This is a genomic window from Shinella sp. JR1-6 (assembly GCF_004284735.1).
In the GTDB taxonomy this organism is placed as follows: domain Bacteria; phylum Pseudomonadota; class Alphaproteobacteria; order Rhizobiales; family Rhizobiaceae; genus Shinella.
In genome coordinates this window covers 174,543-191,508 of the sequence record NZ_SHMI01000001.1, presented here as the reverse complement: position 1 = coordinate 191,508, position 16,966 = coordinate 174,543, and the positions used below count along the sequence as shown (strand labels likewise).

The window sequence follows — 16,966 nt, the reverse complement described above, 5'->3', positions numbered from 1 at the left end:
TTTGTTTCTCTCAGGCAAAGACCACCTGGATATCGGTGTATTCGGCAAGCCCTTCCTCGGCGAACTCGACACCGATGCCCGAGGCTTTCACGCCGCCGAAGGGCACATTCGGCTGGATGGCACCGTGTTTGTTGATCCAGACGGAGCCGCAGGCGAGCCGGCTCGCAACCTTCTTGGCGGCCGCGACATCCGACGACCAGACCGAGCCGCCGAGACCGTTCGGGCTATCGTTGGCGAGCCGGATCGCCTCTTCGACGTCGGAATAGCGGATGATCGGCAAAGCCGGCCCGAACTGCTCCTCGTCGACCAGCGCATCGCCGTTGCGAAGGCCTGCGATGAGGGTCGGCGGGAAAAACAGGCCCTCGCCCGGCTCTCCCCCGAGCAGCACCTTGCCTCGCCCCTTCGCATCCGCGACGAGGCGCGAGACCTTGTCGAACTGCATGCGATTCTGGATGGGGCCGAGGATACTCGCCTCCTCCATGCCGTCGCCGACCTTGATGCCTCGCGCATAGGCGACCAGCGCCTCGCAGACCGCATCGTGGATGGTGTCGTGCACATAGAGCCGCTTCATCGCCGCGCAGGTTTGGCCGTTGTTGATGAAGGCGCCCCAGAAGAGGCCTTCGGCAATCGACACCGGGTCCGCATCGGGCAGGACGATACCGGCGTCGTTGCCGCCAAGTTCCAGCGTCAGGCGCTTCATCGTCTCGGCAGCGGACTGCATGACCCGCTGGCCGGTGGCGCAGGAGCCGGTGAAAACGATCTTGCGGATGTCCGGATGCGCCGACATGGCTGCGCCGAGATTGAAGGCCTGGTCGTCACCCGTCACCACGTTGACGACGCCCGGCGGCAGCACCTCATTCATGATCTCGACCAGCCGCAGGGTGGAAAGCGGGGTATAGGGCGAGGGCTTGACGACGACGGTATTGCCCGTGCGCAGCGCCGGAAGGATGTGCCAGACGGCGATCATGACCGGAAAATTCCACGGCGTGATGGAGCCGACAACGCCGAGCGGCTTGCGGGTGAGCTCCACCCGGCCCTGCTCGTTGTCCTGCAGTACGCGCACCGGCAGCGAAAGCCCGGTCGTGTACCCCGCCCAGGCGACCGCGCCGCCGACCTCCCAGCGCGAGCCGAGACCGTTGAGCGGCTTGCCCTGCTCCGGCGTGATGATCTCGGCGAGTTCGCCGGCATGTTCCTCGATCTTGGCCGTCACCGCCGCGCAGGCGGCCTGCAGGGCCGCATCGCTCTGCGCCGACCATGAGACGAACGCCGCCTTGGCGACCGAGACGGCCGCATCCAGCTCCGCCCCACCCATGTTCGGCGCGCGGCCGACCTCCTGGCCCGTCGCCGGGTTGAGAACGGCGAAGTCCACGCCGACGGGCGCCGGCTTGCCGCCGATGGTAGCCTTGAATTCCATCATATCCGCCTCCTCCATGAGCGGCCCGCCTCCTCCGGCGGGCACATATGGTGGCAGAGATTAGAGAGGGGCAGCACACCGGACTTGGACGGCACCGTCCCGCCTTTTGGACAAAAGCGTCAATGGCAGCGCGCGACCGCGCCCGGCGTCGTGCCGTACTTCTTGCGGAACTCGCGATAGAAATAGGAAAGGTCGTTGAAGCCGCAATCGAAGGCAACGGCCGTAACGCCCTCCGCCGCCTGCTCTCCCTTGCGGGCGGAGAGCCGCGCATGGGCAAGCTCCAGCCGCCGATTGAGCAACCGGTGACCGGGTGTTTCCCCGAGCGGCCGAAAATGCCGCTGCAGCATGCGCTCCGAAACGTTGAGGCGGACGGCCAGTTCACGCGGCCCGAAGCCCGGATCCGCGCGGTGGCGATCGATCATCGCAAGCGCACGCGACAGCAGCGTCTCAGCGGCACCGGTCACGCGGGTCGAATGCAGGTAGGCACCGAGAAGGCACAGGAAAGCTTCGCCGAGTTGCGCCTGCGCCCCTTCCTCCAGCAGCATTTTCGCGATGACCGCGCGCATGGCGAGCCAGAGAGGATCATCGCGCGAGATCGAAAGGCCACCGGTGCATGGCGTACCGAAACGGTGGAGCATCTCGTCGCGCGGGATATGCAGCGACACCTGGTTCGAGCGCTCGCCGCGATAGAGAAAGGACGAGGGCTTGAGGGAATCGACGAGGAACATGTCGCCGGGCGAAAGCTCCGCGACCTGATCGCCCTGCTCGACGCGACAGTGGCCCGCATCCTGCACCAGCAGGAAGAAGTATTCGCCGGGATCCTGCCGGATGGAGCGGGTGTTGCGCGCGACTTCGGAGGCATCGAGTGCGACGATGGCCGTATCGAAGGGACCGACACGCCGCGTCGTGACGTCGCCATTGACGACGCCCGTCCGCCCCATCGGCTCCAGATCGAACGAACCGCAGACCCTCCTGATCTCCGCCTCGAGAATTTCTACCGGCACCGGCTTGTGTCCCGGCGTCATCAGCGACTGCATCGTGCCCTCCCCGGCTCTAGCAGAAAGCCTGTTCTCCCAAAACTATCTCACCACAGTCCGCAACGCTTGCCTATCGCCGAGAGCCCTTCCCGTCCGCAAACGCGCAATCTTTCCGCCCTGCCGCAAGCCGGCAGGCAGTCTTGCCGGAATTGTCTCACCCGGCAAGCACCGAAAAACCACCGGCCTTTGCCGCCCGGCGCAGGCCGTCGCTAGGCGGTTCGGCAAGGCCATCCGCTGCAAGGCGGTCCAGCACCGCCACCACCTCCGAAAGCCCGCGTCCCTCGGCATAGTGCATCGGCCCGCCGCGCCAGCGTGGGAAGCCATAACCATGGATCTTCACGAGATCGATATCGGCGGCGCGGAGTGCAACATGCTCTTCCAGGATGCACGTCGCCTCGTTGACCATGGGCAGGAGAATGGCATCAACGATGCCTGCCTCGTCCCATGCGCGCTGTGCCCGGCTTTCCGCGGCCTCGGCGATGATCGCTGCCACGGTGTCAGAGAGTTTCGGCGCACGGTCGCCCGGCTGGTAGTCGTACCAGCCGCCGCCGGTCTTCTGGCCGTAGCGCTTGAGGGCACAGAGCCGGTCGGCAACGGGCGCAAAAGGCATTTCACCGCGTTCGCGCGCCGCCTTGCGCTGGAAGGCCGCGATGTCGAGGCCGCCGAGATCCTGCGCCTCGAACGGCCCCATCGGCAGGCCGAAGGCGCGCATCGCTGCATCGACCGCCGCAGGCGTCGCGCCCGACAGCAACAGTCGCTCGGCCTGCGCACGTGTCACCTTCAGGATACGGTTGCCAATGAAGCCGTCGCAGATACCGGCGCGCACCGGGATCTTGCCGAGCAGGCGGGCGAGCGCAAAACCCGTCACCAGCACGTCTGGCGCAGTCGTCCCGGTCGGCACAATTTCCAGCAGCTTCATGATGTGCGCCGGGCTGAAGAAATGCAGGCCGAGGAACCGTTCCGGATGGGCGATGCCTTCGCCGATCGCGTCCGGATCGAGATAGGAGGTGTTGGTGGCCAACACCGCATCCGGCCGGCAAACCACAGACAATTTTTCGAAGACGGCGCGCTTGACCGACAGGTCCTCGAACACCGCCTCGATGATGAGGTCCGTATCGGCCAGCAAGCCATAATCGCCGCTGTCGGTGACGCCGGCCATGCGCGCATCGGCGATGGCCTGCGTCATGCGCCCGCGCTTCACCGAACCGTCGTAGATGGCCCTGACATTGGCGAGCCCGCGCTCGACCGCCGCCGCATCGCGCTCAATGAGAATGACCGGCAGACCGGCATCGCGCAACGCCGCAGCGATGCCCGCGCCCATCGTGCCGCCGCCGATGACGGCCGCCGAGCGGATATCGCGCGGCGTGATCCCGGCAAGCTCCGGCGGGCGTGGCGCAGCGCGCTCGGCAAAGAAGACATGGCGCAGCGCCGACGCCTGTTGCGAGCCACGCAGGTCGAGGAAGGTTTCCCGCTCGAAAGCCATGGCACTGGCGAAATCCGTCTCGCTGGCCCGGCGCACCGAGGCAAGCGCCCGGAGCGGAGCGGCCTCCCGCTTCGCCTTGGCGGCCACCGCCTTTTCGGCACCCTCCCAGAAACCGGCTTCAACGGGCGCTACGGCACGGCTGGAGATCGGCTCCGGCCGGGTTTTGCCGGCAGCACCATTCGCAAAGGCAATCGCCCCGGCCAGAAGGTCGCCCTCGATGACAGCATCCACGAGGCCGAGACCTTCTGCCTTCTTCGCGTCAACGGGGCTGCCGCTTGTCACGAGTTCGACGGCAGCCGCCGGACCGATCAGTCGCGGCAGGCGAACCGTGCCACCGGCACCGGGAATGATGCCGAGCTTGACTTCCGGCAGGCCGAGGCTGGCAGAAGCAACGGCCACCCGCCAGGCGCAGCCGAGCGCCACTTCGAGCCCGCCACCGAGCGCGCTGCCATGGATCGCCGCGACCCAGGGCTTCCTAGCGCCCTCGATGGTCGCCACCACGTCCGGCAGATGCGGCGGCTGCGGTGGTTTACCGAATTCGCTGACATCGGCCCCGGCGATGAAGGTGCGGCCGGCGCAGATCAGCACGACGGCTTTCACCGCGGCGTCCGCATCGAGCTTGGCGACGGCCTCGACGAGGGCCTGGCGCAGCGCCTGCGACAACGCGTTGACGGGCGGGTTGTCGATGGTGACGACGGCGATGCCGTTTTCGCTGATGATGCTGACGGTCATGGTGTCATATTCCCAGGTAAGCGGCGCGGATGCGTTCGTCGGCGATGAGGTCGGCAGCGGGGCCGGACATGGTGATGCGGCCCGTCTCCATGACATAACCGCGATCGGCGACCGAGAGTGCGCCGAATGCGTTCTGCTCGACGAGCAGCACGGTGACACCGAGCGCCTTCAGGCTCTTCACCACATCGAAGATCTGCGCGACGAGGATGGGGGCAAGGCCCATGCTCGGTTCGTCGAGCAGCAGGCAGGAAGGGCGGCCCATCAGCGCGCGGGCGATCGCCAGCATCTGCTGCTGGCCGCCGGAAAGGCCGCCGGCCGCAAGATTGCGCTTCTCCCGGAGGATCGGGAACATGGCGAAGGCGTCCTCCCGGTCCCGCTCCACCTTGTCATCGGAAAAGAGATAGGCACCGAGGCGCAGGTTCTCCTCCACCGTCAGGTTGGTGAAGATCTGGCGCCCTTCGGGCGACTGGGCAAGGCCGCGCCGCACGCGGGCATGCGCCGGCACCGCCGTCAGCGCCTCACCGCGAAAGACGATGGACCCGGCCGAGACCGGCTGGATGCCGGAGAGGCACTTGAGCAGCGTGGTCTTGCCGGCGCCGTTCGCGCCGACCACCGTGACGATCTCGCCCGAGGCAACATCGAGGTCGATGCCGTGCAGCACCTCGATACGGCCATAGCGCGAACGCAGTCCTTCAACCGTCAGCATTTTGCGCCTCCGTCGCCTGGGCACCCAGATAGGCCTCGATGACGCGCGGGTCGCGCGCGATCGCCGCCGGCTCGCCTTCGGCGATCTTCTCGCCATGGTCGAGCACCACGATATGGTTGGAAATACGCATGACCATCTTCATGTCGTGCTCCACCAGCAGGATCGACACGCCCTCGGCCGCGACCTTAGCGATCAGATGGTCGATCTCCTCCGTCTCGACGGCGTTGCAGCCGGCGGCCGGCTCGTCGAGCAGCAACACGCGGGGTTTCAGCGCCAGCGCGCGGGCGATCTCCAGCCGCTTCAGCGCGCCATAGGAGAGCGAGCCCGCCTCCTGTTCGGCGGCGCGGCCGAGGCCGACACGGTCGAGCAGCGCACGCGCACTCTCCTCCGACGCCCTGCTGCGGCGGCGCGCGGCGGGCAGCGAGAGGAGATCGGCAAAGACCGAGCCACGCTCGTGCAGGTGATGCCCGGCGACGGCGTTTTCGAGCACGCTCATCGACTGGAAGATCTGCAGGTTCTGGAAGGTGCGCGACAGGCCACGCCGCGCCAGAAGGTGCGGCGGCATGCGCGTGACATCCTCTCCGTCAAGCGCGACACGGCCGCGGGCCGGGGCGTAGACCCCCGAGATCATGTTGAACAGCGTCGTCTTGCCGGCGCCGTTCGGGCCGATGACGGAAACGATCTCGCCGGGTTTCAGGGAGAAGCCGACATCGTTGACGGCACGCACGCCGCCGAAATCGATCCCCAAGCCTTCGATCTGAAGCAGGCTCATTCTGCCCTCCCCCGGATGCGGCGCGCGATGGAGGGCAGCAGCCCCTCGCGCATGAAGATCATAACCAGCATCATGACGAGGCCGAGCATGAGCTGTTCGTATTCCTGGAAGACCGTCAGCACCTGCGGCAGCGTGGTGAGGATCGCTGCACCGAGAATGGCGCCGAGCACCGACCCCGCGCCGCCCAGCACCGTCATGGTGACCATCTCGATCGAGTGCATGAAGCCTGCGACGTCAGGCGTGATGAACTTGTTCTGCAGCGCCAGAAGCGAGCCCGACACGGAGGCATAGACCGCCGAGAGGATGAAGGCGACAAGCTTGTAATGCGCGACATCGACGCCGACCGTCCGGGCCGCAACCTCCGACCCGTGCAACGCCCGCAGCGCCCGACCGGTCGGGCTGTGGTAGAGGTTGAGCGCCAGCCAGGCCCCGATGACAAGGACGAAGCCGGAGAAGGCATACCAGAATTCGGTGTTGGAAAGATCGATGCCGATGGCCTTCAGGAAAGCGCGAAGTCCCAGTTCCGGCACCGCCATGCCGTCCGGCCCGCCGGTGAGCTGCGCCTCGTTGGAGAGCACCATCGAGACAAGGATGCCGAAGCCGAGGCTGGCGACGGCGAGATAATAGCCCTTGAGCCGCAGGATCGGCCGGCCGACGAGGAAGGCGATGGCCGCCGAGAGCGCCGCACCGAGCAGAGCGGCAAGCGCCGGATGCAGGCCGAGATGCACCGGCGCCAGCGCGCAGGCATAGGCGCCGATGCCGGCAAAACCCGCATGGCCAAGGCTGATCTGGCCTGCATAGCCGATGAGGATGACAAGACCCGTCACCGCAAGCCCGTTGACGAAGATCAGCGAGCCGACGCGGAAATAGTAGGAGGACGGGAAGAAGACCGGCGCGATCGCAATGACCGCGGCGAGGATGAGGAGCGTGGTTGCCTTGCTGGAGAGCCGCATGATCACACCCGATCCGTCGACTTGCGGCCGAAAAGGCCCTGCGGCATGGCGAAGAGCACCGCGAGGATGACGACGAAGGCGGCTGCGTCCTTGTATTGCGAGCTGATATAGCCGGCCGTCATCGCCTCCAGGACACCGAGCATCAGGCCGCCCACGAGCGCGCCCTTGGGATTGCCCATGCCCCCGAGCATGGCGGCAGCAAAACCCTTCAATGCCAGCGCGAGGCCGACATCATAGCTCGTCAGCGTGATCGGCGTCACCAGCACGCCGGCGAGAGCACCGATGGCGGCCGACATGGCGAAGGAGAGCGTCATCACATAATTGGTGTTGATGCCGACGAGCTGGGCAGCGATGCGGTTGTTTGCCGTCGCCAGTACCGCGCGACCGATGAGGGTGCGTGTGAAGAACAGCCAGAGACAGAAGAAGACGGCAAGCGCACCGGCAATCACCCAGAGGCTCTGTGGCAGGATGGTCGCTCCGCCGATGACGATCGGCTGGTCGCCCGAAAAGGCCGGGAAGCGATGGAGCTGCTTGTCGAAGACGAGCTGTGTCGCGCCGCGGATGAAGATCGAGGCGCCGATGGTGATGATGATCAGCGAGACGACGGGTGCGCCCCGTGCCGGCTCGATCGCCAGCTTGTTGAGCGCAACGCCGACACCCGCCGTGACGATGATGGCGATGAGCGCGGCAAGCGGCAGCGGCAATCCGGCGGCATGCGCGAAGAAGGTGATCATGCCTCCGAGCATGACGAACTCGCCCTGGGCGAAGTTCACGACGTCGGAAGCGTTGTAGATGATCGTGAAGCCGAGCGCGACCAGCGCATAGACCGCGCCGACCGTGATCCCGGAGAGTAGGAATTGCAGGAGTTCGGGCATGAATGCCTCCGCTTCGCGCACGACGGTTTCCGCCGGCCCACAGCCCTGTGGCGCGGGCCGGCAGGCTCGATTACTCGACGATCTTCCAGCCGCCCTTTTCGATCTGCAGCATGCGGAAGGCCGACAGGTCGAGGCCGAGATGATCCTCCGCCGTCATGGTTACCGTGCCGGTCGTACCGACAAGGCCCGCCGTGCCTTCGATCGCATCGCGGATCGCCGAAGGCTCGGTGCTGCCTGCCCGCTTGATCGCATCGACGAGAATGCGCAGCGCATCGTGGGCGTAGCCGCCGAAGGTCGAGACCGGCTTGCCGGTCGCCTTTTCATAGGCCTCCTTGTAGGCGACGACGACGGCGCGCTGCGGGTCGTTCTCCGGCAGCAGACCCGCGACGAGAAGCGCCGTGCCCGGCAGGCGCACGCCTTCGGCAGCCTCCGCGCCGGCAAGCTCGATGAAACCATCCGAGGCAACACCGTGCGACTGGTAGAGCGGCAGGCCGACGGCGAGCTGCGCATAGTTGCGTGTGACGATCGCCGGCCCCTGGCCGAAACCGGGGTTCAGCACGGCCTGCACGCCGTCCTTGCCCTTGATGTTGGTAAGCTGCGGCGTCATGTCGGCATCGGTCGGGCCGTAGGTCTCGTCGGCCAGCACCTCGATACCGTATTCCCCGACGATGGACAGGCACTGCTTGTGCATGGATGCGCCGAAACCGTCGGAGCCGGAGATCATGCCAATCTTGGTGATGCCGTTCTTCTTCATGTCCTCGAAGATCTTCGCGCAGGCCATACGATCCGTATGCGGGGTCTTGAAGGTGAAGGGACGGACGGGATCGATGATCTCGATCGCGCCCGCAAGCGAGATGAACGGGACTTCGGCATCCTCGAAGACCGGGATGATGGCCATGGAGGTGCCCGTCGTCGTGCCGCCGATCACGGCGACGACCTCGTCATCCTCAACCAGGCGGGTGGCGAAGGTGCGCGCCTTGTTCGGGTCGCCACCGTCGTCATAGACGATCAGGTCGATCTTCTCGCCATTGACGCCGCCGGCCGCATTGATCTCCTCAACCAGCATCTTCAGCGTCTTGGCTTCCGGATCGCCAAGGAAGGAGGCAGGACCGGTCTCCGAAAGGGTCGCGCCGATCTTGATATCGGCAAGGGCCGGCGCGGCAAAGCCGAGGACGAAGGCCAGCGTGCCGGCGAGCGCGGTGGTGGTGAGCGAAAATTTCATGTCGGTTTCTCCTCCCAACAAAGACAAAGGTTAAAGCGAAAACTCCTCACGCCGCCGCGGGGCGGCGCCACATCACCACGCGGAACCGGTTCGCGACGAAGGCCGCATCCGTCAGGCTGGCATTGCCCGCCGGATTGGCACCGGTAACGTGGAAATCGCTGAAGGCGGCGCTCTGGTTGACATAGATGCCGCCGGTCAGGTTGACGGAAAGATTGACGCCTGCCGTGGCGAAACGATCGGCCGCGGCAAGAATCTGGGTTTCATCCGCCGCGTAGAGCGCCGCCGTGATCGCCCCCTTGCGCTCGGCAAGCCTGGCAGCACGGTCGATGCCGTCCTCGACGTCCTCAACCGCAACGACGAAAGCGATGGGACCGAAGCGTTCCTCCGCGTAAGAATCCGCATCCGCTGCATCGACAACGAGGATCAAAGGCGTTGCAGTGCGAGCGCCATCGAGGCCTTCGACGGGCGCCGAGTCACGGACGATGCGGCCAAGCGACCGGGCCGTCGCAATGCGGGCGAGCGTCGCCGGATTGGCGATGGCCCCACAGACACCGGCCGCACGCGCCGGATCGGCAAGCAGACCATCGATGGCAGCCGCGATGCCAGCCGCAACCTCGTCGAAACTCTTGTGGCCTTCATTCGTCGCAATGCCGCCGCGTGGGACAAAAATATCCTGCGGCGCCGTGCACATCTGGCCGGAATAGAGCGAGAGCGAGAAGGCGATATTGCTGCACATGCCGGCAAAATCATCCGTCGCACCGATGACGATCGAGTTGACGCCGGCCTCTTCGGTGTAGACATCGGCATGACCGGCGTTTTCGCGCACCCAGGCACCGAACGTATTGGAACCGGTATAGTCGATGATGGCGACGGCAGGATGCTGCACGAGATCCCTGGTGATCTCGGCACCGGGCGCATCGGCGGCGAGCAGCACGATATCGGCCGCAAACCCCTCTTCCACGAGCACCTGCCGCGCGACTTCGACGGTGATGGCAAGCGGCAGGATCGCCGCCGGATGCGGCTTGACGATGATGGTATTGCCCGTGACGAGGCTGGCGAAAAGGCCCGGATAGCTGTTCCAGGTCGGGAACGTATTGCAGCCGATGACGAGGGAAATACCGCGCGGCACGATGCGCCAGTGCTTTTCCATGACGATCGGCGCGCCCTTGCCCTGCGGCTTGGTCCAGGTCGCCTGCGCCGGTATGCGGCTCATCTCGGCATGGGCATAGGCGACGGCCTCGAGGCCACGATCCTGCGCATGTGGGCCACCGGCCTGGAAGGCCATGGCGAAGGCCTGGCCCGTCGTGTGCATGACGGCATTTGCCATCTCGAAGCTGCGGGCATTGAGGCGGGCAAGGATTTCGAGACAGATGCCGGCGCGTATGTCCGGCGAGGCCGCGGCCCATTGCGGGGCGACCGCACGCGAGGCCATGACCAGCATGTCGGCAGAGGCGGCGGGATACGTGATGCCAAGGCTCGGCCCATACGGCGAAACCTCGGCACCGACGCGCCCTTCGGCCGGATGATCAACGAGATCGAACGCCGCATCGAGCCGTGCCGTATAGGCGGCAAGGCCATCGTCCTTTGCCGTTTCACCGTATATCTTGCCACTCGGCACTTCGGGATAGACGGTCCAGAAATCACGCTTGGCGGCCGCTTCGATTGCGGCGGCCAGCGTCGGGCGATGGCGCTCGAAAAGTCCGGTCATCTCTGGCTCCTCCAGTCAGTGCTTTTATAATTGACTGACCGGTCGGTTTATGCAAGAGTTTTTTTACGGTCGCCGCTGGGAAGGGCGACAGGGAGGAACCATGACCACTTCCGACACCATTCTGTCGGCGCTCGCCGATGGCGTTCTGAGCCTCACGCTGAACCGCCCGGACAAGCTTAACGCCTTTAACGACGAGATGCACCTTGCGCTGCGCGCCGGCTTCGAGCGCGCCCATGCGGATGATGCGGTACGCGCCGTACTGCTGACCGGTGCCGGCCGCGGCTTCTGCGCCGGCCAGGATCTCGGCGACCGCGATCCCAAGAAAGGCGTGCCGGACCTCGGCCACACGATCGAGACCTATTACAATCCGCTGCTGCGCCTCATCCGCAGCCTCGAAAAACCTGTCATCTGCGCGGTCAACGGCGTCGCCGCCGGCGCGGGTGCCAATATCGCCTTTGCCTGCGACATCACGCTCGCCGCCCGCTCCGCCCGCTTCATCCAGGCCTTCGCCAAGATCGGCCTCGTGCCCGATTCCGGCGGCACCTGGAGCCTGCCCCGCCTGATCGGCGAGGCGCGCGCCAAGGCGCTTGCGCTCACCGCAGAACCGCTCGGCGCGGAAACCGCCGCCGACTGGGGACTCATCTGGCGCGCCGTCGACGACGACACGCTGATGGAAGAGGCGAGCGCTCTCGCCGCACGCCTTGCCGCCGGCCCGACCAAGGGCCTCGGCATGACGAAACGCGCCATCCAGGCCGCCGCCACCAATTCTCTAGACCAGCAGCTCGACCTCGAGCGCGACCTGCAGCGCGCGGCCGGTCGCAGCGCCGACTACGCCGAGGGCGTTTCCGCCTTCCTCGAAAAGCGCAAGCCGGAGTTCTCCGGCAAATGAGCGCCGCCGAGCTTTCTCCGCAAGCGCTCGCCGAAGCCTGCGCCAAGGCGATGTGGGATGACGACAACGCCACCCGTCATCTCGGCATGGAGCTCGTTGCCATCGCACCCGGCGAAGCGGCCATTGTCATGACCATCGCCGAGACCATGACCAACGGCCACGGCACCTGTCACGGCGGCTACATCTTCACACTGGCGGATTCGGCCTTCGCCTTCGCCTGCAACACCTACAACCAGCGCACCGTCGCCCAGCACTGTTCAGTGACCTTCATCGCGCCGGCCTTCCGGGGCGACAGGCTGACCGCGACGGCGAAGGAGGTGTCGCGCCGCGGTCGTGGCGGCATCTACGACATCCGCATCACCAACCAGGAGGGCGAGCATGTCGCGGAATTCCGCGGCCACTCGCGAACAGTCAAGGGCACCCATCTGCCGGAGTGAGGCAGAGGGCACACCATCCCGCATTCTCGGAGGAGATTTTCATGGAAGACCTGTCCCCCCGCCCCGGAGACCTCGAAGCGATCGAGACTGCCTCCCGCGATGAGATTTCCGCGCTGCAGCTTGAGCGCATGAAATGGTCACTGACCCACGCCTACGAGAATTCGCCCTTCTATCGTCAGCGCTTCGACGCGGCAGGCGTACACCCCTCCGACCTCAAGACACTCGCCGACCTTTCAAAATTCCCCTTCACCACCAAGAAGGACCTGCGCGACACCTACCCGTTCGGCATGTTCGCCGTACCCCGTGAGAAGCTGACGCGCATTCACGCCTCGTCGGGCACGACCGGCAAGCCCACCGTTGTCGGTTACACGAAGAACGACATCGACACCTGGGCGAATGTCGTCGCCCGCTCGATCCGCGCCTCGGGCGGCCGGGCCGGCGATGTCGTGCATGTCGCCTATGGCTACGGCCTCTTCACCGGCGGCCTCGGCGCGCATTACGGCGCGGAACGGGCGGGCTGCACCGTGGTGCCGATCTCCGGTGGCATGACGGAACGCCAGGTCACCCTGATGCAGGATTTCAAGCCGCGCATCATCATGGTCACGCCCTCCTACATGCTCTCCATCCTCGACGAATTCCGCCGTCAGGGCGTCGATCCGCGGGAAAGCTCGCTCGCCGTCGGTATCTTCGGCGCCGAGCCTTGGACAAACGCCATGCGGGAGGAGATCGAGCAGTCCTTCGACATGCACGCCGTCGACATCTACGGCCTGTCGGAGGTCATGGGGCCAGGCGTCGCCAATGAATGCGTCGAGACAAAGGACGGCCTGCACATCTGGGAAGACCATTTCTACCCCGAAATCATCGATCCGGTCACCGGTGCGGTGCTGCCGGACGGCGAGATCGGCGAGCTGGTCTTCACCACGCTTACCAAGGAAGGCCTGCCGATCATCCGCTATCGCACGCGCGATCTGACGCGGCTGCTGCCCGGCACCGCCCGCTCGATGCGCCGCATGGAAAAGGTCACTGGCAGGTCCGACGACATGATGATCCTGCGCGGCGTCAACGTCTTCCCGACACAGATCGAGGAACAGATCCTGAAATGTCGCGGCCTCGCGCCGCATTTCCAGATCGAGCTGACACGCTCGGGCCGCATGGACAACATGACCGTGCATGTGGAGTGCACGCTCGAGGCAGCCGACGAGGGTTCTCGCACGGGTTCGGCCAAGGAACTCGCCCATCACATCAAGAGCGTGGTCGGGGTCTCGACGAAGATCACGGTGCACGAGCCCGGCGGCGTCGCCCGCTCGGAAGGCAAGGCAAAACGGGTGGTCGACAACCGTCCGAAGGAATGAAAGGCCGGGCTGAACAATTCCAGCAATCGCGCGAGGAATGATTTTGCGTCCGGAGTTGTGTAGAAACAAAGAGATGGGGAATCTTCGCCGTTAGAAGAAGGATGAAGGTCCCCTATCCCGGAACCGGGTTGACTGTGTATAGGGAGGGCAGCCACCTTCCCGGAAGCAGCCGGGCAAAGCAAAGCAGGATAAAATGGCACGCACGCGCGCAGTTGATTTCGAGGAAAAACAGCGCGGCATTCTCTCGAGTGCCGCCGCAGTCTTTGCCGAGATGGGCATGGAGAAAGCCTCCATGTCTATGATCGCCTCGCACAGCAATGTCTCCAAGGCGCTGCTCTATCATTATTATCCGAGCAAGGATGCGCTGATCTTCGACATCGTACGCACGCACCTGACGGAGCTGGCAAACGCCATCGAAGCCGCCGACCGACCAGACGTCGCCCCGCAGGATCGCCTGCGGCTTCTCGTGAAGGCCGTGCTGGCAAACTATGAAGGCCGGGACAACGAGCACAAGGTGCAGCTCAACGGCACCAGCGCACTTTCCCCCGAACAGCTTTCCGAACTGCAGGCGATCGAGCGGCAGATCGTCAAGCGCTTCTCCGGCGTCATCCGCGACATCAACCCGGATCTCAACAAGGGCCGGCCGCTGCTGATGCCCGTCACCATGTCGCTCTTCGGCATGATGAACTGGGTCTATATGTGGTTCCGCCCGAACGGGCCGGTAACGCGGGATGAGTATGCGGATATCGCGACAACGCTGATCCTTGAGGGCGTCAAAGCCGTTACGTAAGCAAAAACTAACCGTCGTCCGACCGTTCCACGTCCTTGCCCGTCGCCGCGACCGATTCCAGCCGCTCGGCAAATTCACGCCGCAGCGTGCGGCGCAACTCTGCCGCCTTGTAGCGCCTGGTATCCACCGGATCCGTCGGCTGCAACTCCGGCACACGCACCGGCTTTCCCGCATCATCCACGGCGACCATCGTAAAATAGCAGGAATTGGTGTGCCGGCGGTGGCCGGAGCGGATGTTCTCCGCCTCGACGCGAATGCCGATCTCCATGGAGGTTCGGCCGGTATGGTTCACCGAAGCGCGAAAGGTGACGAGTTCGCCGACATGGATCGGCTCCTTGAACATCACCTGATCGACCGAAAGCGTCACCGCATATTGCTGCGAATAACGCGAGGCGCAGGAGAAGGCGACACGATCAAGCAGGTTCAGAAGCGCGCCACCGTGAACCTTTCCGGAAAAATTCGCCATGTCCGGCGTCATCAAAACGGTCATTTCCAGGCGGCGCGGGTCCATGCGGTCAGTCTCTCGTTTTGGCCACCATGGTCAGCACGTCGTACTGCGCGACGGTGGCGCCGGTTTGGTTGGTCACGTTGCAATCCCAGCGCACTTCGCCATGCTCGGCATTGGCGCGCGGGCTGATCTCCTTGCAGGTGAGCTGCACTTGCAGCGTATCACCCGGATTGACCGGTGTCAGGAAGCGCAGGTTGTCGACGCCGTAATTGGCCAGCACCGGGCCCGGAGCCGGATCGACGAACAGGCCGGCGGCGAAGGAGACGATGAGATAGCCGTGCGCAACGCGCCCGTCGAAGAACGGGTTCGCCCTGGCCGCTTGCTCGTCCATGTGGGCATAAAAAGTGTCGCCAGTGAAATGGGCGAAATGCTCGATATCGTCGAGCGTCACCGTGCGGGTGGCGGTGATGAGCTGGTCGCCGATCTTCAGTTCCGCCAATGACTTGCGGAACGGATGCTCGCCGCCCGCCCGCGCTGTCGCGCCCGGCAGCCAGCGGCCGGTGACGGCGGAAAGCATGGTCGGCGCGCCCTGAATGGCGGTACGCTGCATGTAGTGCTTGACGCCGCGCATGCCGCCCAGTTCCTCGCCGCCGCCCGCGCGGCCGGGGCCGCCATGCACGAGGCCCGGCAGCGGCGAACCGTGGCCGGTGGATGTCTTGGCGCTGACGCGGTTACCGATCATCACGCGACCATGGAAGGGGGCAAGGCCGAGTACCACCTCTTGGGCAAAACCCGGATCGTTGGTGAAGACCGAGGCGACGAGGCTGCCCTTGCCGCGCCGGGCGAGATCGACCGCCTCTTCCGCCGTGTCATAGGGCATGACGGTGCTGACCGGGCCGAAGGCCTCGACATCGTGCACGGCGCGGGCCGAGCCCGGCTTGTCGCAATAGAGCAGCACCGGATTGAGGAAGGCCCCGGCCACGGCGTCGCCGGACTGGACGCTGGGATTATCAGGATCGCCAGCGACGATCTCGGCGTCGGCGGAGAGATCGCGGATACGGGCGCGAACTTCTTCGCGCTGGTCGAGGCTGGCGAGCGGGCCCATGCGTACGGCTTCGTCGGCGGGATTGCCGATCGCCGTCTTCGCAAGACGCGCGCCAAGACTTTCGATGAGGGCCTCGCTATAGGCGCGCGGGGCGATGACGCGGCGGATCGCCGTACATTTCTGGCCGGCTTTCACCGTCATCTCGCGGGCGACTTCCTTGACGAAGAGGTCGAATTCCTCCGTACCGGGCGCGGCGTCGAGGCCGAGCACGGCGGCGTTGAGGCTGTCGGCCTCCATGGTGAAGCGCACCGAGTTTTCGATGATCGCCTTGTGCGTCTTGAGGCGCTGGCCGGTGGCGGCCGAACCGGTGAAGGTGACGGCGTCCTGCCCTTCGACATGATCGAGCAGGTCGCCGACCGAGCCGCAGACGAGCTGCAACGCGCCTTCCGGCAGGATGCCGGTCTCGACGATACGGCGGACCATCAGTTCGGTGAGATAGGCCGTCTGGCTCGCCGGCTTGATGATGGCTGGAACGCCGGCGATCAGCGTCGGCGCAAGCTTTTCCAGCATGCCCCAGCAGGGGAAGTTGAAGGCGTTGATATGCACCGCGACGCCCTGCAACGGGGTCAGGATATGCTGAGCGGCAAACGTGTTGTCCTTGGAAAGCGGTTCCACGTCGCCATCGAGCAGGACGCGGGTGTTCGGCAATTCGCGCCGGCCCTTGGAGGCATAGGAGAGTAGCGTGCCGATGCCGCCCTCGATATCGACCCAGCTATCGGCGCGCGTCGCGCCGGTGGCGGTCGAGAGAGCGTAAAACTCTTCCTTCTTCTCCATCAGCGCCTGGCCGAGTGCCTTCAGCATGGCGGCGCGCTCGTGAAAGGATAGGCGCCGCAGCGCCGGGCCGCCCTTGTCGCGGCCGTGGGCGAGGATCGCCTTGAAATCGATGCCGGAGGAATCGATGAAGGCGACCGGATCGCCCGTCGCGGCGTCGAGCAGGGGCACGCCCTCCTTCGCACCGACGACCCAAGCGCCGCCGACATAGCTTTCGAGCCGGCGCGGCCGGTTTGCCATGACGTTCATCTCAATGTCCTTCCTGTTTTTTT

General features: G+C 65.2%; 15 protein-coding genes. 4 read left to right on the top strand and 11 right to left on the bottom strand.

From position 1 onward, the window contains the following. Positions 1–10 precede the first annotated feature (10 nt). The 9 genes from EXZ48_RS00895 to paaN form a co-directional block, all read right to left on the bottom strand. The gene (locus EXZ48_RS00895) at positions 11–1,417 is read right to left on the bottom strand and encodes an aldehyde dehydrogenase family protein (protein WP_130514030.1); all 1,407 of its coding nucleotides are present in this window, start codon (positions 1,415–1,417) and stop codon (positions 11–13) included. 116 nt (positions 1,418–1,533) lie between these two features. Continuing rightward, a complete protein-coding gene (locus EXZ48_RS00890) occupies positions 1,534–2,451 on the bottom strand; it encodes a helix-turn-helix domain-containing protein (protein WP_130514029.1) in 918 nt (305 codons plus the stop codon). Positions 2,452–2,605: 154 nt separating this feature from the next. Continuing rightward, on the bottom strand, positions 2,606–4,666 hold the full coding sequence (locus tag EXZ48_RS00885; RefSeq protein ID WP_130514028.1) for a 3-hydroxyacyl-CoA dehydrogenase NAD-binding domain-containing protein: 2,061 nt from the start codon (positions 4,664–4,666) through the stop codon (positions 2,606–2,608). 4 nt (positions 4,667–4,670) lie between these two features. After that, on the bottom strand, positions 4,671–5,372 hold the full coding sequence (locus tag EXZ48_RS00880; RefSeq protein ID WP_023512763.1) for an ABC transporter ATP-binding protein: 702 nt from the start codon (positions 5,370–5,372) through the stop codon (positions 4,671–4,673). Continuing rightward, positions 5,359–6,144, bottom strand: coding sequence for an ABC transporter ATP-binding protein (locus EXZ48_RS00875; protein WP_130514027.1), 786 nt, complete (start codon positions 6,142–6,144; stop codon positions 5,359–5,361). Before EXZ48_RS00875 ends, EXZ48_RS00880 begins: the two co-directional genes overlap by 14 nt. After that, positions 6,141–7,097 (bottom strand): branched-chain amino acid ABC transporter permease, encoded by a 957-nt coding sequence (locus EXZ48_RS00870; RefSeq protein WP_130514026.1) that lies wholly within the window; start codon positions 7,095–7,097, stop codon positions 6,141–6,143. The genes EXZ48_RS00875 and EXZ48_RS00870 overlap by 4 nt, the downstream gene beginning before the upstream one ends. A gap of 2 nt (positions 7,098–7,099) precedes the next feature. Then, a complete protein-coding gene (locus EXZ48_RS00865; protein WP_130514025.1) occupies positions 7,100–7,972 on the bottom strand; it encodes a branched-chain amino acid ABC transporter permease in 873 nt (290 codons plus the stop codon). A 70-nt stretch (positions 7,973–8,042) separates the two neighbouring features. Further along, entirely contained in the window at positions 8,043–9,194 is a 1,152-nt protein-coding gene (locus EXZ48_RS00860; protein WP_023512767.1) for an ABC transporter substrate-binding protein, read from the bottom strand. A gap of 46 nt (positions 9,195–9,240) precedes the next feature. Next, positions 9,241–10,902, bottom strand: coding sequence for a phenylacetic acid degradation protein PaaN (gene paaN / locus EXZ48_RS00855; protein ID WP_130514024.1), 1,662 nt, complete (start codon positions 10,900–10,902; stop codon positions 9,241–9,243). A gap of 100 nt (positions 10,903–11,002) precedes the next feature. Between paaN and paaG the strand changes: the two genes are divergently transcribed. From paaG to EXZ48_RS00835, 4 genes are all read left to right on the top strand, one after another. Continuing rightward, positions 11,003–11,791, top strand: coding sequence for a 2-(1,2-epoxy-1,2-dihydrophenyl)acetyl-CoA isomerase PaaG (gene paaG / locus EXZ48_RS00850; protein WP_130514023.1), 789 nt, complete (start codon positions 11,003–11,005; stop codon positions 11,789–11,791). Next, on the top strand, positions 11,788–12,228 hold the full coding sequence (paaI, locus tag EXZ48_RS00845) for a hydroxyphenylacetyl-CoA thioesterase PaaI (RefSeq protein WP_050743711.1): 441 nt from the start codon (positions 11,788–11,790) through the stop codon (positions 12,226–12,228). The genes paaG and paaI overlap by 4 nt, the downstream gene beginning before the upstream one ends. 41 nt (positions 12,229–12,269) lie before the next feature. Next, complete coding sequence (paaK, locus tag EXZ48_RS00840) at positions 12,270–13,580, top strand: phenylacetate--CoA ligase PaaK (RefSeq protein WP_130514022.1); 1,311 nt, start codon at positions 12,270–12,272, stop codon at positions 13,578–13,580. Positions 13,581–13,773: 193 nt separating this feature from the next. Further along, positions 13,774–14,370: a TetR/AcrR family transcriptional regulator gene (locus tag EXZ48_RS00835; protein WP_130514021.1), complete on the top strand. Its 597-nt coding sequence runs from the start codon at positions 13,774–13,776 to the stop codon at positions 14,368–14,370. Positions 14,371–14,377: 7 nt separating this feature from the next. Here EXZ48_RS00835 and EXZ48_RS00830 read toward each other — a convergent pair whose 3' ends face one another. Further along, positions 14,378–14,881, bottom strand: a complete 504-nt coding sequence (locus tag EXZ48_RS00830) for an acyl-CoA thioesterase (protein WP_130514020.1) — start codon at positions 14,879–14,881, stop codon at positions 14,378–14,380. A 4-nt stretch (positions 14,882–14,885) separates the two neighbouring features. Beyond that, the gene (paaZ, locus tag EXZ48_RS00825) at positions 14,886–16,943 is read right to left on the bottom strand and encodes a phenylacetic acid degradation bifunctional protein PaaZ (RefSeq protein ID WP_130514019.1); all 2,058 of its coding nucleotides are present in this window, start codon (positions 16,941–16,943) and stop codon (positions 14,886–14,888) included. Positions 16,944–16,966: the final 23 nt, after the last annotated feature.